We start from the raw sequence: 22432 nt of genomic DNA, 5'->3' as shown, positions 1-22432 counted from the left end.
AACAACCTACTTTTTAACAAAATATTGTTTTTCACTGCTCCATTGCAAAACTACTTCTTTTTGATCAATAACCTCTAAAACTTTATAAGCCCGGTTATGCCAATGCTGTTTAGCTGTATGCCAAGAATTATCTATATCAGACCAGTATATATATTCTGGTACTTCTCCTATGTAATAGATTATTTCTTGTTTGATGTTTAATAAAAAATTTGGGTTAGAGCTATTAGGTTTTTGGTAAGTAGTAACTGTTAAATTCTTAATATCAGCCCAATCTTTTTTCTTATTAGGATGTTGTTTAACAACAAGTTCTGGCAACTCTCCAACTTTTTTTAGCTGGTTGTTAATTAATTTCAAGATACTTAATTGACTATGATAACTACTAGCATCAGTTGTAACTTCTCTAACTAATATTTCATAAACATTTGGTTCAATTAAAGATACTGTTTGCAACCAGCTATCTAAATTTTTATCAAAAGATTTTCCCCAACTACTAAGGCAATCAATTACTACCCATCCATTAATTTGTTTTTGCAAAATAATCGCGCTAGGGTTTCCTAAATGAACAAATTTGATAACGGCTGTTTCTGATATTTTGTCTAGCTTTATATACTCTAGTTTTACATTGTCGGCGCGTTCAGGATATTCAATATCTCTTTGATAGTCATAATAGATATTGTCTTTTTTTGGCCTTAAAAATAGCTCTTGATAAATCCCTCGTCTTATTATTGGCTCAGGATGAGTAATCAAACTAACTATATGTTCTGGGCTAGGATAAGCTTTACTAACCTGTTTATTTTCAACAGGTTCTTTTATAACTATTTTTAATTTATCAGGAGTTTTAATAATTAATATTGCTATCACTGTTCCTAACATAAAACAGAATGTAAAAGCAAAAATTCTTGAATAAAAACCTTTCCATAATTTCATAATAACCACTTTTCTATTTATCTGGATAAAGAACTAGTTTCTACTTTTTGGCTGTTTTTGGATTTAGCTTCCTTTTGGTAAGTTAAATCATCAATCCGCTTTTGTAGTTTGGCTTCTACTTCTTTATTTGTTATTGGTTGCATAGCTTTAAGAAACCTTATTGCTAGCTCAAAATCTCCTAGACTTTCAGCAGCATTAGCCGACAAAGCTAATAAATCTAGGGTTGTTTTATACTCTTGATTTCTCTCAATAGCTTTTAAGAGTTGCAAATTGCCGCTAGAACTATTTTTTCCCATTCCTAGAAGATTTTCTGTTGAGTAGTAATTGCTAAAATACTGTTGTAATTGGCTATCTTTTTTAGCTAATTCCAATACTGCTTCTGGAGCATTAGTTATTGAATAAAGATAAATTCTTTGCCTTAACGCTGAAGTTTCGTGCAAAAAGTCATAAGGTTTGCAGTCATAAGGAATTTGATTAATTAATGCTAAAGCTGTTTTGAAATTGTTATTCTTTCTTTCTAAAATTGCTTGAAAGAATTTCATTTCAACAGTGTTAAATTGTCCATTTATTAATTTAATTGCCGCAGAAAATTCGCCTACACTTGCCAAACGCGTTGCTTCAATAGCTAGCTTAAATTCTTTATCAATAACTTTTTCTGTCACTGCCCAAAGTTCACGATTGGTTTTTGCAATCGTAGGAATTAGCGACACAGCTAACAAACGATTTTTGCGCGAGACTTTTCTATCAGAAATAAAGTTTACTAGCTCAATCATAGCTTCTTTAACTTGATTATTTGCTGCAAATAAACGAGCTAATTCTATGGAATTAATTTCACCAGCATAGATTTTAAGTTGTTTACGCTGTTCTATAGCTAAATTATATTGACCATATTTAGTAGCTATTTCTGCTATTGCTTCGCCAACATTAAAACTTGAAAATCCAGTCTCATCTCCATAAACAACAGGAGGTGTAATAATATATTTTTCACTAACTCTATAAGTTTTAATAATTTCAAGATTTAGAAGCTCTTTTGCTGCTTTTGCTTGTTTGTAAGAATCTACAAAATTTAGTGTTAGTTGTAGTAATTTATTCCCTAAATCTATATCTCCACTACGGTAAACAACATCTGCTAAACCTATTAAATTAGGCAAAGTGTACTGTTCTAAAGCTAAACAACGTGAGTAATATGCTTTTAATAGTTTATCTTTTTCTAAATCTCTATCAGCTAGTAGTTTTAGAGCTTGTTGCAAGCGTGTTTGACTAGGAACATCTATAGTTTTAATGTCTTTTTGAACTTCTATTTTTGTATAGTGAAGCAATTTTTCCCAAGCTTGCTGGATTTGTCCTTTACGTAGCATCAATTGAATTTCAGCTACTCTTAACCACTCTGGACGCAAATATTTATTAGCTAAAGACTTTTCTATTTCTTGAGTAAGTTTAAGTGCTGCGTCATTTTTATTTTGTGAAAGTAGCAAATGCAAATACTCTTTTTGCCACTGATATTGTGTTGCATTAGGCTCTTTAGATTGGAAAATTTTATTGTGATCTAGTTCTTCCTCTAACAAACTTAAATCTTTTGCAAGCTTAGCTCTGTTGAAATACTCATAATCAACATCTATCTTAGAAATCCTGCTGCTATTTTCAATCATCAATTCATAAAATGGTGCAAGATATTCAATAGCAACTAGTTGTTCTCTAATTATAATTTCTGGTGTTGTGGAAGTTTCTAATTTAGATAGATTTACAAGAAAATCTGCTTGTGCTTTAGCTTGGTTACTATTAAGTTTTCCACCTTCTTCCTTAAATGAATTTGCAAGTAAATAAAGATAAGATTTAATTTCTTCAGGTGTTTTTTCATCTTTATTTTCTATTAACTTATTTTTTAATTCTTCTCGTGCTTTTTCTACTAGTCCATGTTTTTTTAATGTACTAAGCCATAGTTGATTAACATTTGTTTCATCTTTATTTAAGATTTTTAACCAATAATTTAATGCTTTTTCTTTATCACCTTTTAGAAAATAAGCTGATCCAATATCAGCTAAAATTTCAGCAGAATTAGCACCCATTTCTTGAGCATTAAGTAAATAAGAAAGAGCTTTTTCTGTATTTTTTTGAGCTAAATACCAATGACCTAATTTTTGTTGTTCTAGCGCGTCTTGTGGTCGCCTTTCTATATTTGCCGGTAAAAGTCTATCTGCTGTAATTGTTTTTATAGATGTTTTATAGAGCCATTGACCATATTTATTAGCCATTTCAAACCACTTATCACCAACTAATTGATTTTTTTCATTAGCCTTAATTTTGATTAAATTCCCTACTTTTTGAAAATTTAAACTATGGTCAAAATACTGTTTATTTTGCTCATTATAATCTTCTAGTTGAAGGCTTATTTCTGCGTTATAGCTATCTTGCCAAAGCTTATCAGACTTTGTAGCTTTTATAGCTTGATGAACTAATGTTTTTTCATTCTTAGCTATTAAAAAATTAATTAACTGTTTTTGATAAACAGAGTGTGTTTTTGTTAAATCAACTAGCTTTTGTTGATCATTTTTATCACCTTGGTAAAGAAGCGTTAAGTAACGCTCTACCAAAGGGTCATTTTCTGCGTCTGGGTTAGACTTATTTTCTTGAAAATAACGATGCAAAGCTTTTAGCTCTGTTTTTGTATCTTCAAGTAATGAGCTAAACTTCACTATTTGTTGTAAATATATTAAATCAAATGCTTTAGGAAGCTCTGTTTCTTTTTCTAAAAGTTTAAGTGCTTTTTGATAATTTCCACTTAGTTCATAAAAATTAATTATTTTTCCAAACCTATCTTGATAATTGACACCTTTGTTATACCCTGTTCTTAACTGCGTTAACAAAATATATTCTTGCAAATCTAAAAACTTAGTGGACAAAATAATATTTTCTACCAGTTGTAAACTACTGTTACTATTAGCTTTAACTACTTCAGCACTTATCAAACTTGTCAAAGTTTTATATAGCTCATTTAATTCATCTCCTGTAGCAGAATTTTCTGCTATGTTTGCAATAGAACTTGGTAAAACGCCGTCTATGATTTCTAATAAACTTCGTGCTTTGGCTGCATCATAACTATTTTCTTTTTGTATTTCTTTTATTAATTTATCTCTCAACTGTAAGAAGCTTTGTAAAATTTTAGATAAAGAATCTTCCTTATGAACTACTTCTATATAATTTTGCAACTTATAACTGTTGATCTCAGAAGCCTTATAAGGATCTGCTAATAATGCTTCAAAAGCTTTTCTATAAAGGTTGATAGCTTCTTTCTCATTGGTATTTCTTAATTGTTCTGCTTGATCAAATCCTGATGCTACTTTATTTTGGTTGTTTTGAATATTTTCTTTATTTTTTTCTATAGGTATTTTGCTCTTTAATGCTAAAGATTCACTCTCGCGGCCTGCTAAATCTAGTAATTCAATAGCTTGTTTAACATAAACAACTTCATAATTAGAAAGCTCTATAGACTTATTAACTGTGCTAATTGCAAGTGTTAAATCCTCTTTTTCCTTGTAAATTTCAGCTAAAGAGCTATAAAGCTCTGCTTTGGTTGGTTGGTTATCAATTGCAGCTTGATAATATTTTATAGCAGTTTCTAAATCACCTTTAGATTTGGAAATTCTAGCTAACACAACCGCCCAGCGATAATTTTTATAAGCTTGCTCAAAAACTTTTTTATAATAAGCAGCTAGTTCATCTCCTCCACCATATTTTTCAGTGTATTCAATAGCAAGATCTAGTTTGTAATAATCTTCTGGGTTACGGTTAATGATTTCAATGTGCTGTTTAATTGCTGCATTGTAATCTTTAATTTGGGTAAACTTATCAATCATTCGTTGACGAAAATAAGCTATTTCAAGCCTTAAATCTCTGATGTGCATATCTTGAGACTCAACAGCTTTTAACCCTTCTGCTAAAGCTTTTTCTAAAGCTTTTTTATTTTCTGTTCTTATATAAAGATTTGTTAAAGTCTCTAAAACTTGGCTATCAAGTTTATCTTCTTCAAAAAGTTTTTCTAAAAGATTTTGTGCTGTTTTTGTGTTATTAAGCTCTAACTCACGTTGAGCTAAACGCTGAGTAAGTTGGTAGCGAAATTGTCCGCGACTCTTTTTTATAGCTTGATTTAATGTATTAATAGCTTGTTTAGTTAAGCCTAAATGCCAATAATTGCTAACAACTTCATCAATCACACCATAATTAAAAGGGTATTTTGCAATTAAAAATTGTAAGTTTTTAATAACTTGCTGTTTTTCTTCTCGCTCTCGGTGAAGTGAAATTAATTGTAATCGGCAAGAAATATCTTCTTTGTATGAACGGCTATATTTAAGGCATTGCTTTATGGTTGCAATTTCGCTGTCTTGGTCTTCCATCTCTCTAAAAAAGCTTCGTGCTTTTTTAAGAAATCCCATTGATTTTGTTTGATAAATAGCTTTTTTTAGTAAATTGCTAGCTAAATCTTTTTTTTCTGCAAGTTCTAAAACTTCCACATAACCTAAAACAAGTTCATCTGAATTTTTAGTTCTAGCTAATTCTTGAGAAAAAGTTTTTTCTATTTCTGCTGTTAGTTTTTCACGTCCATAAAGTGTTGCTAACCGCTTACGGCATTTACTATATTGCTCATTATCTTTAGCAATTCCTTTAATATACTCTGCAACTGCGCTGTTAGATTGATGTTTAGCCTCAAGGATTGCACCCATTTCAAAAGCAAGTAATGTATTATCTTGTTTTTGTTTACGTAATGCTTCTATTACTTTTAGCGCGTCATCATATTGAAAATAATCCCAAAATATTGTTGCTGTATCTAAATAAGTTTGTTTATCTTTACCTAATTCTAAAAGCTTTGACCATTCTATTTTAGCTTTTTGATAATCATTAGTTTCTGCATAAAGTTCGCCAGCAATAACTCGATCTCCTGATAGTCCGGGTCTAAGACTAACTTGCTTAATTTGTACATTTGTGGCTTCAGTTAAAAACTTCCTTTGCACTTGACCAAATGAGCGTGTTAAGCCTACTAGTTGTTGAGCAAAATCTTGATTACCTGGGTAAAGGCGGTTTAGCTCTCTATAAGCGTCAATGGCTTCTTCATAATTACATAGCCAGATTGCTGCATCAGCACGAAAAAGCTTATAAGGCAATAAATTATTGATATCTGTGCTGTTAACTAATTTATTTTGAGCATCAGCTAAATATTTTCTTAGCTGATCATTTTTTGATAAATAACTCAAATATTCATTTCTAACTTCAGGCCAAATAAAATAATATCGCCCAATTAAGGCTTGCCAGTTATCCCATTGTTTATGAACAACATAGTAATCTAGTAAACCTCTTACAAACTGATGATTTTGGGGAAAACGATTATGTGCTTTTTGATAAAGTGAAAAATAGAGGCCATCATAAAACTTGCTATATTGCCTATAATCAGTTACAAACTTATTTAAGTAGTCTTCTATTTCTTTATCATCAAACTTGCTTACCAAATCTTGAGAATAACTAGCAAATTCTTGATAACGTTCTTTACTAATCAACCAACGTGCTAGCCGGTCATGCCAAAGTGTTGTAGGAAATTGCTTTATAGCTTTTTGGTAAACGGCTAATTGGTCTTCAACTAAGTTTGTTTGTCCCAACCATTGCAGTAACTGTTCATAAAGACCTGACTCTTTAGGATATTTTTTAATCTCTCTATTAAATAACTCAATAATTTCTTTAGTACGATTTTCTTTATCTAAAGCAAAAATATAGCGGTTTAGCACTGTGCTATAGTCAATTTTTTGTGGCTCTACTAAATAATCTTCAAAACTTTGTGCTTCTTCATAGTAATAATATTCTGCATTATCAGACTTTGGTTGTGTAATTTTTAGCCCTGGATTAAGTTCTACAAATTCGGTAGTTGGCGCAACCTTTGTTGGCTCAGACATTGGAGGTTCAATAGTCGTCTGTTTTTCCTCATCGTCTTCGTTGTAGCTATTTTGATTAACTTCTTTGTGTTTTACAGTTTTCAATAATCTTCCTGTTCTAGCATTTTTTCCTAAATAATCTAAGATTTGTTGGTATACGGCTAATTCTTTTTCCCTATCTTTATTTAGAATATAAACATCCGCTAGTTTCATTGCTACTTCAGGAAATTTTTCTGCTTTTTTGTAACGATTTTCAAAGTCTTGTAAAGTTTTATCAGCTATATCTGTGTTGCCTTTTTCAGTATAAAAACGAATAATATCTAAATACATTTGTGCTAGTTGTGGAGAGGTAGGAAATTCTTTTTTATAAGTTAAAAAGATTCTATAAGCAGCCGCCTGATTAAAATGGTGAATAGCATTTGTTTCGGCTTCAGCAAACTTTTCTTGAGGCTTGCTATCAGAAAAAATTAAAGAAAGAATGCCTCCAATGACTCCAGGATTTCTATCAGCATTAGCAACCTCTTGATAAAACTTTAGATTGCCTGTAGTTACAGGTAATCTTTGGTTTTGAGAATCCATAACTATTTCAAATAATTGATAAAGAAGTTGTCCTCTTAGCTCACTACCAGGTTTTAACTCCCCTTGATTATAAAGTGTATAAACATAGCGTGATGCTCGTTCGGCTTCTCCTTTTTTTAATGCAAGACGAGCTAAAATAGTTAGCTCTTTACTTGTCCAAGTGATGTTGTTTTGGCTACGTGACTCTTCTAATTTATAAAAAATATATGAACTTAGGTCTTGCTCAGAGTTGTAATTACAATAATCAATTAGCCTTATTGCAAAATCAAAACTAGAAGGATCTTTTTGGAATTTAGCACGAAGCTCTTGTCCATATGCCCGCAACTGGTCATTATCAGACAGCACTTCATAGTAAAAAGATTGTTTAATATTATCAGGCCAAAATGGGTCAAAATTTTTGATATAAAGCTCTTTAGCAGCTTGCCAATCATCTGTTTCTAACAAAATATCAACTTGTTTTTTAAGAAAATATTGATCTTTATCAGCAATATTTTGTCTATAAGAATCAACTATTTTTAGAACAGTTTTATATTCTTTATCTGTGACTAATTTATCTAAATATTTCTCCAAAATTTCTAAATTATCAGGATGACGACTAGCTACTTCTTTATAAAATTTAGCTCCTAGATATTTATCTATTTTATGCTTATCAGCCAAAGCAACAAGTTCATCTAAAATATCAGGTCGTTCTTCATCTGGTGCTAAATCTAGCATTTTATTTAGAGTGTCTGCTTGATTGACAAATTCAGCTTGTTCTTGATAAAAATTGGCTAGTTCAGTTAAGGTAGTTTGGCTATTTTCAGATAAAGACACATAGTTTAATAATGCTTTTTCTGCTGCATCTTTATTCCCTAATTCTATTTCTAGTTGAGAAAGTTGTTTATAAACGCTTGGCTCTTTTGGATAGCGTTTAGCTACTGCTAAAAGTTGGTTACGTGCTGTTGCCGTAGGATAAGGAACAAGTGCTGTAGTAGCAAAAAAATCCGCTTGATTATAAATAGCTGACTCTATAGCTTGAATAACTTCATCTTTAACAACTTTATTATTATTTGTTTGCTCTTTATTTTCTGCTGTATTTTGGCTAACCATTTTGGTTACTGGAATAGTTATAACTATTATTAAGCCCATCATTAGCAATAATCTTTTTTTATTTCCGCTCATAATTTTCTCTTTACTATCTAGGTAATATAACTAGGTTAATGTCTTGGCTAGATTGGTTATAAGCTCCATCTTCAGCAATTACGCTTAGAGTATAATTTCCAGCCGGTAAATCATTTGGAATCTGTAATTTACCTATATTAATTTGCTCTTTATTTGACCAACGTAAATTGATTGATGTTAAAGATGAAAGTTTAGCAATTAATCTAATTGTGTCTTTGTCTGCATTGGCTTTAATGATTAGCTCATCGCCAGCTTGCAAAGTAGTTTTAGCAAGTTTTACTTCTAGTTTTGGCGCGTGGCTATCAATAACAAAGCTTTTTTCTTCTTGAAATCCTTGTCCGTGTTTATCTGTTAGCAACAATCGGCACTTATAAGATCCATCAGGCATATCAGCAGGAGCAAAAAAGCGTCCTTCCCAAACATTTTCTTCTGCTAAATATTTTAGCGGGAGAGTTTCGCCAAATGGCAAGACAGCAAAAACCGCTTTGATAGATTCATCTGTTTTAACTCGAATTACTGGATCGCCTGGCTGAATTAAACGAGGACGAAGTAACGCCCTAGGTGCAGCAATAAAAGAAGTGTAGGGAGTAACAAATTTATATTTTTGGGCAAGTCTAATAATCTCAGCAATATAGTCTTCTCTCTCCCCATAAAGATCCATTTCTCTAAGTAGTGCATCAACTCTAGCACGGGCCCAAATTCTTGGTAATTGTGCATGTGTATCGTCAAACTCTGGCAATAATAAATTACTAAATAAATTTATTGGACGATTGCCTAAAAAAGCTTTAACGCTAACAGTTGCTTGCGCTTGAGGCTTGCGATAACGTCCAACATAGCTATAACTGCTTTGATCAAAAGTGTTTTTATCGCTAGTGGCATAAACTTGATAAAAATTCTTGTCGCTTTCTTCAAAACTTAAATTAGAAATATTTGATTTCTGTGTTTTATCAATAATGCTTTTTACTGGAAAATTGATGTCTTCTGTTTCACGCATTGACAGAGCATAACCATTGCAGTCTTTAACTAATTGTTCTAACAGGTTGTTAGCTGCATCGCTACCTAAACCTAAAGCAAAAAGTCTGGCTTGCAATTTACTATTAGTTTTATTAAATTCTTCAACTATTTTTGATTTTTGTAGCTGGCCTATAGTTGAGTTAGCATCAGAAATTAAAATAATGTTCTTATTTCCTGTGGGGAAAGCATTTATTAATTTAAGTGATGTTGATAAAGCTTGATGTAAATCTGTACCACCATAAAGCCAAGACTCTGTAACAAATGACATGGCTTTGGCAATATTTTCTTTTGTTGCTGGTAAAGGGTTGTTAGATAAAGGTGTTACAGTTTCATTAAAAAGAACTAAATTAAATTGTGACTGCGGAGTTAAGCTATTTAGAAATAGCTCCAATGCAGAAACAGCTTGCACCAATTTATCACCATACATTGACAAAGAAGTATCTAGCAAAATTAACACATTACTTGATGATTTTTGTGCTTCTTCATTAAAGACTGCTAAAGTTTGAAAATATCCGTCGGGATTTGGTTTTGCTAAAGCAGGATCTCTAAGGTCATAAGCAGAAATATGTTCTGGCGCACGATAAGCAATAGCATTAAGCTGATTTTTTGCAACATTTAGCTTGTAACTTAATTCTAAATCTTCTTCTAACTCAACGTTTTTTGCTTTGTAAACCGCTTCAAATTCATTTGCAGTAGACTTTAGCACCTGCATTTTATAGTTTTCCGAAGCAATTTCTGTAATTGGAGTGTTACTTAAGATAGTCACATGGATGTTTAGCTCATCTACTTCTTGGCTATAACCAAATTCAGGCTTAAGAGGAAAAGAGAAGCGGCTAGTTAATTCTTCCACTTCTAAGTTTTCTGTATACTCTAACTCTAGTCTTTTACTTCCATAAGCAGGAATAGGAAAAACTTTTACAGAAAAAGCAGAACTACCGCCATGCTCATCATCTTGCTGTAACAAACCTGGGTCAACTTTTGCATTTGTAAGATCGCCATAAACGGCTTCTGCTCGGCGTTTTTCCATAATTACCCCAGGAATACGCACATTATTTTCCCAAATAGCAAAATCAGAAATTGTTCCTGTGGTGGGCAACCCAAATGTATATTTGCCTTCTAAAACTGTTCCATAATGATTATCAAAAATCTGTAATACTTTAACTCTTGCATATTGGTTATCTATCAAAATATCAACATTCATCACAGATAAAGAAAGAACATCTGGTTGATTAGTTATATTTGTAGGCAGCAACACGCCTGACTGAGCCGAAATTCTAGACATCGGCCAATAACCAATTAAAATCAATGTAATAACAAGTGCTAAATATAGAGTTCTACGACTCATAAACTTGTCCTCTAGTTTTCTATTTGTTGAAAGAAATTTTTTGTTATTTTTGCAATACCGTTAGTAGTTCCAACATAAATATTGTCATTACTTCCTGTAATGCTTAAGACATTATTTAAATGTATTTTTACTTGATGCCAACGTTGATTGTTTAGCTGATAAATCCATAAGCCGTTAAGAGTGCCTACATAAAGGCGTTCATTGTCGCTAAACATCGCATTAAGATTGACGGCTAAACGTCCAATTTCAGGAACAAAGCTACGGAGTTCCCCATTAGGCATTAGCTGATAAACTCCGCCGCCATAAGTACCAATAAAAAGTTGTTTGTTTGCTATTTGTAGGCTTGTAATCCAATTACTCTTTAAGTTGGAATTAGCGTCTTTGTAAGTGCGAATTACTTTGTCATTAGAAATTTTTGCTAGCCCAGTTAAAGTAGCTACATAAATATTTTTGTCTAAAGTTGAAATGCTATAAGTGCTATTACTTGGAAGACCTTGAACAGTTGTAAGCAAAGAAAATTTATCTGATTTACCAATTGCTAAACCTTTAGCAGTGGCTAGCAGCAGATTTTCAGAATCAGAAGTTTGATAACTACAAGTAACATTGTGGTTTACAAGTCCATTTTGTTTGCTTAGGCGACTGCTACGAAAATTTTGATCAAAACTAAATAATCCTTGTGAAGTTGCTACAACAACTTTTTTTTCTCTAACAGCAATATGATTTATTTCTCTTAAGTTTTCATTTTCTAAATGAGTAATTTTACTGCCTGATGAAGAGAAAACATCTATGCCATTACAAAAATAACCAATCCATAAGCGTCCTACATGGTCAACGGCTAAAGCAGAAACTAAATTGCTAGCAAGACTATTAACATTAGCTTGACCAAAAGCAACAAGCTTATTTTTATTTAACTGCCAAAGTCCGTTGTCGCTAGCTAACCAAGTTTGATCACCAAGTTTTACAATATGAGCATTAGCTGTATCTATTTTATTTACTGGTTTTAAGTTTTTGGTGACTAGATTTTCTAATGATACTTGCCAAAGCTGACCATTATCTTGAACTAGCGTCAATTGCTGATCATTGCTAGTAATTCCTGATAAAGTGGGCAAAGTAATAGCAGTTTGAAAAACTTGTCCGTTATTTGATAAATCAGCTAAATTAGCTATAGATAAACCAAAATCAGTAGCAACTATTAACTTATCATCAACTTGAACAACTCCAACAACACGATTAGAAGCTAGCCCTTCAGCAGTAGTAAAATGTTGTGATTTAGTAGCATTTTCTATCCATAAACCACTGTTAAAAGTACCAATATAAAGCTGTTGCTGCTCTTTTGTTAAGGAGGTAATGGATTTTACTGTTTGTTTACCAATTTTTATCGTTGAAAACTTGTCGCCATCAAACTCTAAAAGCCCAGCATTAAAAGTGCCTATCAACAAACGTCCGTTGTCATTAAGTAAAGCTGAAATAGCACTTGTTTTTAGCTCAGGCCACGAATATTTCTTAAATTCTTGTCCATCAAAAGCTAATAAACCTTGTGAACGAGTGCCTATATAAAGTTTATCTGCCCAAGTAGCAAGTGAAACAGCTTCAGATAATTCTGTTAAGTTATTGTAAGAACGAAGCTTTTGACCATTAGCAGAATATTTTATTAAACCCGCACTAGTAGCAACAAAATAATTATCTCGGTAATAAGCAATGGTGTGAGTTTTATTAGTATTTTGTAGTAAGCTAACATTTTGACTAATAGGTTTACAAAATTCTTGACGATGTTTGACAATATTTTGCTCAAACAAAGTATTTTTAGCTTTAACTAATGCTTGTTGAGTTTGTCTTTTTATTTGAAAAAACTCTGCTGTTAAAGCAATTGCTAAAACTAAAAAAAACACTGACAAAATCAGTATTCTTTTATTTGTTGTTGTGAAAATTTTTTGTAGATACTTAGCTATGTTTTTCATAAAGCAAGTATCTATTAAGGTAAGTTTTTCTAATACGTGCGCTGCTACAATGGACTAAGTGGAAATATTCTGTCCAAGCTTGCGGAGTTCCTATTAGTGCTATCTGTGGCTAACCACAATTAGCACTAATACTATTATAAATCAATAAGTTAATACAAAGATCAAACTTACTCTTTAGCTGCTTGTAAAACTCTTGTATAGAGTTTTTTATCTATCCAAAAACCTGCTTTGTTTATTAAATCATCCATTAATGGCTTAACTTCTGTAACAAAGTTTTGCTTTTTAGCTTCTATCAATATTCCCAAAATTCCAACACAATTTAAACCCAAACTAAAGGCTTTTGCCCTTCCTAATCTTTCATCCATCAACAGTAAATCTGATTTTAATTCTATAGACAAAGCTATTGTTTCAGATTCTCCTAAATCTAGTTCTGATTTTAGCAATAATACTTTAGCTGTGTCCTTAACCACCTGCGTTTCTATCCATGTAAATTTATCTACTTCATCTGCTCCAGGCAATCCTGCCCCTTCTAATGCTACCTCTTTATAAACAGCTTGAGCGATTATTATTTTGAATAAAGTTGTTCAAGTAATCTTAACTGTCCTATAGCAGCTAAATTCATTATTGGTGAACTGTTGCTAACTACCAACATTATTTTCTTAATCCTTCTAATGTTGCTAAATCTTGTTCAAAATCTTCTACTCCATAATGTATAGAGATGTTACGGCTAGCTAACAAATGCTGAAAATTAAATTGGTTAATTCCTGCCAATTTGCTAGCTTGTCCCAAAGTCAATTTCTCTTTCTCAAACAACATTATAGCTATTTCTTGCAACAACTCTTTTTTAGTCATTCTAGTTGTTTGTAATATTTCATCATCTATTACTACACTCATATTAACCTCCAATTTTCTTTCAAAAGAAATACATTAACCTAAAGTTTTTCTACATTTTCTATTGTTACTGGAGCGATATCATCAACAACAGCAAATTTAAAAACTTGGGCATAAAAATAATATTCTGCTTCTAAGGCTCGTTTGATGTTTGCTGCTTGACGAAAACCATGTTGTTCACCTTCAAAAGCTACATAAGCAACTGGAATTTTCTTTTCTCTTAAAGCCTCTAACATTTTTTCTGCTTGATTAGGAGGTACTACTTTATCTTCTAAACCTTGAAGCAAAATCACTGGACAAGAAAGTTGTTCAACAAAATTAATTGGTGATCGCTGATGATATAGCTCTTTTTCTTGTGGATAAGCTCCAACTAAATTGTCCAAATAGCGAGATTCAAATTTATGAGTATCTTCTGCTAAGGCTTTTAGATCGCTAACTCCATAATAACTAGCACCAGCAGAAAAGACATCTTGAAAAGTTACTAAGCTTAAAGTAGTGTAACCACCTGCACTACCACCATCAATAGCCAGTTTTTTAGCATCAGCCAGCCCTTGTTCTACTAAATATTTAGCAGCATTAACGCAATCATCAACATCAACAATTCCCCAACTCCTATTAAGCCGACTGCGATAATCTCGGCCATAGCCTGTACTTCCACCATAATTAACATCTAAAACTGCAAAACCTCGACTAGTCCAGTATTGAATTGTCAAGCTTAAAACAGATGAAGTTGCTGCGGTTGGGCCTATGACTTTTTACTAGCAATGGTGGTTTTTCTTCTGCTAAGGCTTGATACTTAGCGTTTTTTGGGGTAATAAAAGCATGCGCTGTTAAACCTTGCTCTGTTGGAAATTCAATTGCTTTTGGAATTGATAAATATTCATCTTCTAAAGACAAGATCGCTGGTTTTACGTAAAATCTTTATTTCATTACTAAATAAATCCAACATTACAATTTCTCTTAATTTAGTTGGAGAGCCGCCAACAAAAAAAGCTTTTCCATCAGCAACATGTAGATCAGAAATTTCTGTGTAAGGAATATTAAAATTTTTCAATTCTTTTGTTTCTATGTTGAGGCTAGCTAAATACCAGATCCCTTTTTCAGTATAGCTACAAATAATCGTATTATTTGCCGCAAAACCATAAGTTCTCATTCCAAAAACCCATTGAGGAAGTCCAAATTCAGTTTGTTTTTCACATAAGGCTTCTATTTGACCGTTTTTCCAGCAATAAAGATTCCACCAATTACTTCTATCAGACACAAAACACAGTGTATTACTAGCTGACCATTCAGGTTGAAAAATAGATTCGGTTTTCCCGCCAGCAACTTTTGCTAGATTGGTAATTTTGCCTTGTTCGTCAATTTCGCCTATCCAAAGTTCTGTCCCATCCCAAGGCATGTTGGGATGTTGCCAGGTAAGCCATGCTAGTTTTGTACCATCAGGGCTAAGACGGGGTGAGCTATAAAAATCATTACCACTTGCAATAGTTTCAACCAGGCTGTCACCTGTTAAATTAATAGCAACTAAGCTGTTAATGGCTTCTTGATCGCTACTTGTATGATCTTCTTGAATACAGATTAATCTATTTCGCGTTTTATCAAGCGCAAAGTCTGAATAATAGCAATTATCTTTTGTAGATATACTTTGAGGAGTTTTATCTTTATTTATATCAACTAAATAGAGTTTTTGATCAGAAAAATTAATAAAATATACTTTTTCATTAACAATTAAGCTTTCACCTCCTCCATATTCATGAACTCTAGTTCTAGCATTAAATGGGGCTAGAATAACATCTTGAGTTGTATTGTCGGCTAAATGTTGAACAATAACGCTACGACCTGCTTCACTAGGGCGCATTTCTGTCCAATAAATTTTTCCAGAATCATAAACAGGTGTTTTTAGTCTAACAGTACCTTTAACAACAAGATCTGAACTAATAGGCGAAGGCCAAGAACCATATTGAGCTATTTGTTTTTCTATCATTAATATTTATTTTTCTCCTAGGTCGTTGATTTTTAATTTAATGGAAAACGATTTCTTAAAGTATCAATAAATTTTTTGTCTGCTGAGTAAGAAAATATTCCTACTGGAGAATAACCTCGCTCACGCGCTAGCCAAAAAGTTAAAGTAAAGCAATTATTGTAACTAAAAAATTGGGCCAGGCATTAAGTTCCCATTGTCCTGACCAGGTAAGTTGCCAAGTGTTAGAAAATGGTAATAAATAAGGAATCGGCCATTGATAACCATCTGGCCCACGTGAGCCAATTAAATCGCCTAATAAATGTAAATGAAAGCTAATAAAGGTAAGAAAAGCCACTAAAAAGCGTTGTTTAGAAAAAATTAAAGCTAGTAGAGCTACTAGCGCGGCAAAGCCGATATTATGCCCTAAAATATGATGGTAGTCTGACCACCAAAGCAAAGGGTAAGAACTATTTTGAGTTAAAACTTCAGCAATTATTCCAAGGCCGTCTAAATCTGGAATTACTCCAGCAAAAGCAACTATATTGCGTTCTCGGTAGGTAAGTTTTTTTGGAGTAGCAACTAACCAACCTATTAAAAAATGAGTTATTGGACTCATAAATTATTGATGTTGCAAATGTTAAAATTTATTTTTATATCTATCAATTTTGACTAGAAAAATCATTTGAAGAATCTTGGCATTTTAGGCAGTTTAATATTTCTCCTAATTTCTCCTTTCTTCCTAGCTCTGTTAATACCCAAGGACGATAACTTAATGGTGGATTATGCCTAACATGTTGGTTATGTCCACAATCTAGTTCAGCTACCCAGTGATTTTCTTCGTCAGTATGAAAACCTACTATTTTTCTTTGATGTTTAACACCTTTTGTCCTAATAGGATCTGTCATAAAAAATTATTCTTGTATCCAACGACTAGAATTAACAATAGCATCAATTTTATTTTCCAACTCTTTTAAGACATTTGGAGAATCTGGAGATGGATGATAATGTTTAATGGTTTTCTTTCTATTTCCAATAGCAATTGAAGTTGTAGCTGAAGATCCATCTGTTGGCCCACCCTCATAGCTGTCATTAAGGTTAAAATAGCCTACTTTTTCAAACTCTTTTACTAACTGTGCAAGTTGTTCTTTTTCTAAATTTGCAGTTCGTTCGCCAACTATTTTGACATTCTTTTCACCCTTATAAAGCACTTTTCCATTGCCATAAACAGTTAGTTTATAGACTGGACAGGGGCCCAAACAACCGCTTCGCTCTAGTGTAATTAAAGAGAATTTTGCTTCTTCTGTGCTATTAGTATCAGTAGTTTTAGCAGTTACAGTTACAAAATCATCATTAGTTAATTGTTTAGGTTGTTGAGCGTTAGCAAATACACTAATACAAAAAAGCAATATACAAGCTACAAATATACGCATGTTGTTTCTCCAATAGTATTTTTATAATTAAGAGTTAAAGAATTTTATGGGACAAGTTTTATATGCTAGTAGATTTACTTTAGTTTTATAAGAAAAATAAAATGCTAATAATTCTAAATATTGAAACTTAAGACAATTAGCGTAACCACCCTGGCAAAGCACCATCACGCCGAGCTTCTTCACACATTTCTTGATAGCGAATTATGGTTTCTTGTCGTCTTAGTCTAAGTTCCATCAAGCGATCTTGTACAGATCGACCATTATTATTTTGACCTTGATTAATAACAACTACACTGCTACCAGAATTGACATTCCCCCCAATTCCTATTGGAATTCCGCCAATTCTAACACCTGGGCCAGGATAAATATAAGGAGCAGGTGCATTGTAGACAGAAACATTTGGTGGTGTTTGAATTCGCCGACTATTTTCCACTTCCCCTTCTAAAGCTGCAATTTGTTCTTCTTGCACTCTTAGTTCAGTTAATAAGGTTTTTGAGCGACCACGCCAATAAGTTTCTCTATTTTTCTCTTTTTCCCGACGTTCTGCTAGAAAGGCAGCATCTCTTTCGGCTGCTGGATCAGGTACAGGTGCAGTTGCTTCTGGTTTTGTACTAGCTCGATTAGCAGCATCCTTTACCATTTCTTCACGGCGCACACGGTATTTTTCAAAATCGCTATTAGTAATTTTACGTGCAGTTGGACGAGAAGCTAGGATTGGATCTTCATCTACTATAGTAGTTTTATTAGTAGCTTCTTTGTCTGTTATTTTTTCAGGCTCAGTAGAACTTTTTATAAATGATCCTGATTCAACCCCATTTGCTAGTTCTGTTGCAGAAATATTGATTTTATCTAAAGAAATAGAGAAGCGATTTCCTTCTGGTAGAACAAAGATAACTACATCATTAACAATACGGTATTTTTCTTTAACTTCAATACGACGACCATCTTTTAAGACTAAAGTATAAGCATTAGCAATTAAAGGTAGTAGTATAACTAAAGAAAGAGCTATAAGAAAGCGTCTCATATTTCCCTCATTTTTATCTATGTGGTTAAAGTAATTTTTAGATATAAATACGAGTTAGCGATTTTCGTTATTTTAGCATAAAAAAGTTTTTGTGTTCATCACAATTCCTTAAAAGTCCAAATGCTTTTTCCTTAAATATAATTTTTTAGTTTTTCTATATTTTTAAGGATTAAAGCAATATTTTTTGCTGATAAAACCTAGAGTGGGTTAACTATCTTATTCTGATACTAGTTGCTTATCTGCCAAATATTATGATAGTTTTCGCAGTATGTCTAAAAAACGGCTTAACCAACTTTTTTATTGGTAGTTTTTAGTCATATAAGAATTTTCCCAAACAAAATTAAAATAACCTAAGGGGAACAGCAATGGAAAAAACAAACTTACAAAATTTGCAAGATGCTTTTCTTAATCAAGCAAGGCGCGATCGCTTACAGGTAACTATTTACTTACTTAGTGGGATTAAACTAACTGGCAGAATCCGAGGTTTTGATAAATATTCTGTCATTATGGATGGGGGTAGTCAGGAACAACTAATTTTTAAGCATGCAATTTCAACAGTTGCACTTCCTAAAGGAGTTATTTCAAAGCTTCCTATTGATGAAGAAGGCACAAAGGAAGAAGCTCAAGCAGCTACTTCTAATAGTGCTACTCCTAGTGGAGCAGCTAAGTAATATAAATTAAGTATGCCAGGATTATTTATTACTTTTGAAGGTATTGATGGTTGTGGCAAAACCACACAAATAAAAATGTTGGCTGCACTGCTAGCAGCCAACTCTATACCACACCTAGTAACTTGTGAACCTGGAGGAACAAAAATCGGTAGTCAAATTCGCCAAATTTTATTAGATAATAAAAATCATCAATTATCCGCCACAACAGAATTACTGCTTTACGCCGCCGACCGCGCTCAACATGTCAGTGAAACATTAAAACCAGCATTAGATAAAAACCAAATAGTTCTTTCTGATCGCTATACAGATGCAACCCTAGCCTATCAAGGTTTTGGGCGTAAGTTATCACAGCCATTAATAAAAGAATTAAATAAAATTGCCACAAATTCACTTATTCCAGATATCACTATACTTTTTGATTTACCTGTCCCTTTAGCAAATGAAAGAATGCTTTCTCCTAGCTCAGAACGTAGCAAAGACCGTTTAGAAAATGAAAAAAAAGAGTTTCATCAAAGGGTTAGAGAAGGCTATTTAAGTTTAGCAAAAGAATTTCCCGAACGTTTTTTTATAATCAATACAATTGATAAAGAAAAAGCTGTTTTCCGAGAAGTTTGTCAAGTAATATTACCTAAAATTAATCTACTCTACCCTATTACTAATCATGTCATTAAATAGCTTAGTTGGTAATACATCAATTAAAGAATGGTTACAAAAAGCAATGCGGTTACAACGTATACCTGGAGCATTAATTTTTGCTGGTCAATCAGGTGTAGGAAAACAGCAGTTTGCAGTAGAGTTTGCTAAATCATTAAATTGTAATTATTTAGATAAAGATTTTAATAGTTGTGATAGTTGTAGTTTTTGTCAGCGTATAACTGCAAATCAATTCCCCGATACTAAAATAATTACTCCTGATGGACAATTTATTAAAGTTGATCAAATTAGAAATATTATTGGTGAAGTTTACTATCGCCCTTTTGAAGGAAAATATCGAGTTTATATAATTGAAATGGCTGAACGTTTAAGAGAACAAGCCGCCAACGCATTACTTAAAACTCTAGAAGAACCTCCTAGCACTTCTATTATTATTCTGCTTACTAGCAGTTTAGATTCACTACTTCCAACCATTCGTTCTAGAACAATTAAACTACAATTTGCTCCTTTATCAGAAGAAGCTTTAAGTAATTACTTAAATGTTAATTACCCTAGACCAGAACTAGAGCAAAAATTACTAATTAAACTAGCTCAAGGTAGTATTGGCCGGGCATTAAGTATAGATATTTCTGAATATTTAACACGTCGCCAAGAATGTTTAGAGCTACTTATAACTTTAGCTATCAAGGATAAAACAGTAACTTTACTAAAACTAGCAGAAAATTTTGGCCGTAAAGAGCGGACAGAATTTGATTTATATTTAGTTGTTTTACTAGCGTTATTACAGGATCTGCTTCACTTACAAATTTCTAATAATTCATCAATAATTAATTTTGATATCCTAAGTGTTTTATCAGATTTAGCAATTAAAACACCTAAAAAAATGTTTATAAGTTTATCTAGTAGTTTAATGGCATTAGAACGCGATTTAATACGTAATGTTAATCGACAGTTAGCATTAGAAAACATTTTTCTTTCCTTAAGTAACAAATAAAACCATTCTAGTCTTAAAAAAAATGGCTAATACATCTGTTAAAGTTGACTTTTCAATATTAAACTGTTTAATCTTGAGCAGTAAGCTTTATAAATTTATTGAGAAAAACTTATGAAAATTTGTCCCCGTTGCCATTTAAGGTATGAAAATCAAGATAATATCTGTCCACAAGATGGAGTCAAGCTAGAAGCATTACCTGAGGAAAAAACCCAACTATTTGATTCATTAATTGGAACTGTTTTAGAAGGTCGCTATAAGATTATTTCCAAGCTTGGACAAGGTGGAATGGGTGCAGTTTATAAAGCTGAACAAATAAAGATGAATCGCATTTGTGCTATTAAAGTTATACCTGAAGATATGGCACAAAATGGAGATGCTATTGAGCGTTTTAACCGTGAAGCTCAAATGTCTGCTTTACTTAATGATCCTCATGCAGTAATGGTCTATGATTTTGGTGAAACTGCTAGCGGAATGTATTTCCTAGCAATGGAATATGTAGAGGGAGAAACTTTATCTAATTTACTAAAGCGAGAAAGAATTTTACCTGTAGAACGAGTTTGTGAACTTGTTAAACAAGCTGGTCAAGCTTTAGCAGCAGCACATAGCAAAAATATGGTTCATCGAGACTTAAAACCCGACAACATTATGATAGCTAAAAAAGATGATAAAGATTGGGTAAAAGTCCTAGATTTTGGTATTGCTAAATTAGCTATAGATGATAAACACAATGATTTAACTCAAACAGGTATGGTTATAGGCACTCCGCTTTATATGTCGCCTGAACAATTAGCAGGAGAAAAATTAGACCCACGTTCAGATATCTATAGTTTTGCTATTATTACCTATCAATTATTAACTGGAAAATTACCTTTTTCTGGAGATAATGCACAATCAATAATGGTAAAACGACTTACAGAAAATCCCTTACCTCCTAGTGTAGCTAACCCTCAAATATTTATTCCACCTAATGTTGAGGGGGCTATTATGAATGCTTTAGCTCGAAACCGTAATAATAGAACCCCAACCATACAAAAGTTTGTTGAACAATTTGAGCAAACCTTAAGAGATCTTACTAATTTTAAGGGTAAAACATCGCCTAATATAGCAATGCCTACAAGCCCACAAAGTTCTTATCCTATGCCACAACAAGGTCAATATCCTAGTGGGCCACAAGGCACATTTATTAACCCTCCACCTTCAACACCCAACCCATCAAATCTTCCACCTGCTGGAACAAATCCTTATCAACCAATACAAAACACTCCTCCAAATACTTTTCCAAGCCAAAATCCAGCAATGGGTAATACGCCTAGGCCATTTTCTACACCTAATACACCTAATCCTTTTCCAAATCCTAATATACCTACAGGCCCAACTAATCCTACACCTTTCCCAAATCCTAATCTTCAAGGTGGGATGCCAGGACAACAACCTACAGCTTTTCCTCCTCAAATGACACCTAATCAACCAATAAGACCGCCAATGGGTTTTAATCAACCAACGCAAATGGGTCAACAAATGGGAATGGCAAATAACCCTTACGCGCCTCCTATGCCTATGCAACCAGGACAAGGGCCTTTTGTACCAGGCCAACCAATACCTTTACCACAAAAAAAACCTTACAAAAATGTGTGGATTTTTGTAGCTATTTTTGTATTTTTACTTATATCTGGTAGTTGCGGTATGTGTTTAGCTATTCTTAGGTAAAAAATAGCTAATTATTTTATTTGGAAGATATATATTAGGTAGTAATATCAGCTATGATTACTACCTAATATAATAGTATACATAATAGCAATTGTCTTACCTTTTTCTTTCCTTTTATAAAAATTATTGGACAAATAAAAAGTAGTTATAAATAAAAGTTTGATTTATAACTACTTCAATATAAAGAAAATAGGGTATG

The 22432-nt window shown here is 32.7% G+C and carries 12 protein-coding genes and 3 pseudogenes; 4 read left to right on the top strand and 11 right to left on the bottom strand.

Translation table 11 applies throughout. From position 1 onward, the window contains the following. Nucleotides 1-6: 6 nt before the first annotated feature. From IPK14_13745 to IPK14_13695, 11 genes and pseudogenes are all read right to left on the bottom strand, one after another. Complete coding sequence (locus tag IPK14_13745) at nucleotides 7-927, bottom strand: hypothetical protein (protein ID MBK7994395.1); 921 nt, start codon at nucleotides 925-927, stop codon at nucleotides 7-9. 17 nt (nucleotides 928-944) lie between these two features. Next, nucleotides 945-8582: a tetratricopeptide repeat protein gene (locus IPK14_13740; protein MBK7994394.1), complete on the bottom strand. Its 7638-nt coding sequence runs from the start codon at nucleotides 8580-8582 to the stop codon at nucleotides 945-947. A gap of 13 nt (nucleotides 8583-8595) precedes the next feature. Next, nucleotides 8596-10941 carry a VWA domain-containing protein gene (locus IPK14_13735; protein MBK7994393.1) on the bottom strand — a complete coding sequence of 782 codons (2346 nt, stop codon included), beginning with the start codon at nucleotides 10939-10941 and terminating at the stop codon, nucleotides 8596-8598. Between the two features lie 11 nt (nucleotides 10942-10952). Further along, a complete protein-coding gene (locus IPK14_13730) occupies nucleotides 10953-12836 on the bottom strand; it encodes a hypothetical protein (GenBank protein MBK7994392.1) in 1884 nt (627 codons plus the stop codon). Nucleotides 12837-13066: 230 nt separating this feature from the next. Further along, a pseudogene (locus IPK14_13725) lies at nucleotides 13067-13551 on the bottom strand (DUF3368 domain-containing protein). After that, nucleotides 13551-13793, bottom strand: coding sequence for a UPF0175 family protein (locus IPK14_13720; GenBank protein MBK7994391.1), 243 nt, complete (start codon nucleotides 13791-13793; stop codon nucleotides 13551-13553). Before IPK14_13720 ends, IPK14_13725 begins: the two are co-directional and overlap by 1 nt. Nucleotides 13794-13831: 38 nt before the next feature. Beyond that, nucleotides 13832-15774 (bottom strand): annotated as a pseudogene (locus IPK14_13715) (S9 family peptidase). Between the two features lie 32 nt (nucleotides 15775-15806). Next, a pseudogene (locus tag IPK14_13710) lies at nucleotides 15807-16369 on the bottom strand (metal-dependent hydrolase). A 43-nt stretch (nucleotides 16370-16412) separates the two neighbouring features. Beyond that, nucleotides 16413-16658 carry a DUF3565 domain-containing protein gene (locus IPK14_13705; GenBank protein ID MBK7994390.1) on the bottom strand — a complete coding sequence of 82 codons (246 nt, stop codon included), beginning with the start codon at nucleotides 16656-16658 and terminating at the stop codon, nucleotides 16413-16415. 6 nt (nucleotides 16659-16664) lie between these two features. Beyond that, the gene (locus IPK14_13700; protein MBK7994389.1) at nucleotides 16665-17183 is read right to left on the bottom strand and encodes a hypothetical protein; all 519 of its coding nucleotides are present in this window, start codon (nucleotides 17181-17183) and stop codon (nucleotides 16665-16667) included. A 136-nt stretch (nucleotides 17184-17319) separates the two neighbouring features. Continuing rightward, the gene (locus IPK14_13695) at nucleotides 17320-18207 is read right to left on the bottom strand and encodes a hypothetical protein (protein MBK7994388.1); all 888 of its coding nucleotides are present in this window, start codon (nucleotides 18205-18207) and stop codon (nucleotides 17320-17322) included. A 365-nt stretch (nucleotides 18208-18572) separates the two neighbouring features. Here IPK14_13695 and hfq point away from each other — a divergent pair, with 365 nt between their 5' ends. The 4 genes from hfq (at nucleotide 18573) to IPK14_13675 (ending at nucleotide 22233) form a co-directional block, all read left to right on the top strand. Next, nucleotides 18573-18878, top strand: a complete 306-nt coding sequence (gene hfq, locus IPK14_13690) for an RNA chaperone Hfq (protein ID MBK7994387.1) — start codon at nucleotides 18573-18575, stop codon at nucleotides 18876-18878. Nucleotides 18879-18890: 12 nt separating this feature from the next. Further along, the gene (locus IPK14_13685) at nucleotides 18891-19553 is read left to right on the top strand and encodes a dTMP kinase (GenBank protein ID MBK7994386.1); all 663 of its coding nucleotides are present in this window, start codon (nucleotides 18891-18893) and stop codon (nucleotides 19551-19553) included. Next, a complete protein-coding gene (gene holB / locus IPK14_13680) occupies nucleotides 19540-20526 on the top strand; it encodes a DNA polymerase III subunit delta' (GenBank protein MBK7994385.1) in 987 nt (328 codons plus the stop codon). Before IPK14_13685 ends, holB begins: the two co-directional genes overlap by 14 nt. A 111-nt stretch (nucleotides 20527-20637) precedes the next feature. Next, nucleotides 20638-22233 carry a protein kinase gene (locus tag IPK14_13675; protein ID MBK7994384.1) on the top strand — a complete coding sequence of 532 codons (1596 nt, stop codon included), beginning with the start codon at nucleotides 20638-20640 and terminating at the stop codon, nucleotides 22231-22233. The last annotated feature ends 199 nt before the right edge of the window (nucleotides 22234-22432 follow it).

This window comes from Blastocatellia bacterium, assembly GCA_016713405.1.
Lineage (GTDB): Bacteria > Acidobacteriota > Blastocatellia > Chloracidobacteriales > JADJPF01 > JADJPF01.
This window is presented reverse-complemented; position numbering and strand designations above follow the sequence as displayed.

What these genes read in the sequence shown, in the direction of transcription:
- IPK14_13745 (MBK7994395.1), bottom strand. Translation starts at nt 927, where the DNA reads ATGAAATTATGGAAAGGTTTTTATTCAAGAATTTTTGCTTTTACATTC.
- IPK14_13740 (MBK7994394.1), bottom strand. Translation starts at nt 8,582, where the DNA reads ATGAGCGGAAATAAAAAAAGATTATTGCTAATGATGGGCTTAATAATA.
- IPK14_13735 (MBK7994393.1), bottom strand. Translation starts at nt 10,941, where the DNA reads ATGAGTCGTAGAACTCTATATTTAGCACTTGTTATTACATTGATTTTA.
- IPK14_13720 (MBK7994391.1), bottom strand. Translation starts at nt 13,793, where the DNA reads ATGAGTGTAGTAATAGATGATGAAATATTACAAACAACTAGAATGACT.
- IPK14_13705 (MBK7994390.1), bottom strand. Translation starts at nt 16,658, where the DNA reads ATGACAGATCCTATTAGGACAAAAGGTGTTAAACATCAAAGAAAAATA.
- IPK14_13700 (MBK7994389.1), bottom strand. Translation starts at nt 17,183, where the DNA reads ATGCGTATATTTGTAGCTTGTATATTGCTTTTTTGTATTAGTGTATTT.
- IPK14_13695 (MBK7994388.1), bottom strand. Translation starts at nt 18,207, where the DNA reads ATGAGACGCTTTCTTATAGCTCTTTCTTTAGTTATACTACTACCTTTA.
- hfq (MBK7994387.1), top strand. Translation starts at nt 18,573, where the DNA reads ATGGAAAAAACAAACTTACAAAATTTGCAAGATGCTTTTCTTAATCAA.
- IPK14_13685 (MBK7994386.1), top strand. Translation starts at nt 18,891, where the DNA reads ATGCCAGGATTATTTATTACTTTTGAAGGTATTGATGGTTGTGGCAAA.
- holB (MBK7994385.1), top strand. Translation starts at nt 19,540, where the DNA reads ATGTCATTAAATAGCTTAGTTGGTAATACATCAATTAAAGAATGGTTA.
- IPK14_13675 (MBK7994384.1), top strand. Translation starts at nt 20,638, where the DNA reads ATGAAAATTTGTCCCCGTTGCCATTTAAGGTATGAAAATCAAGATAAT.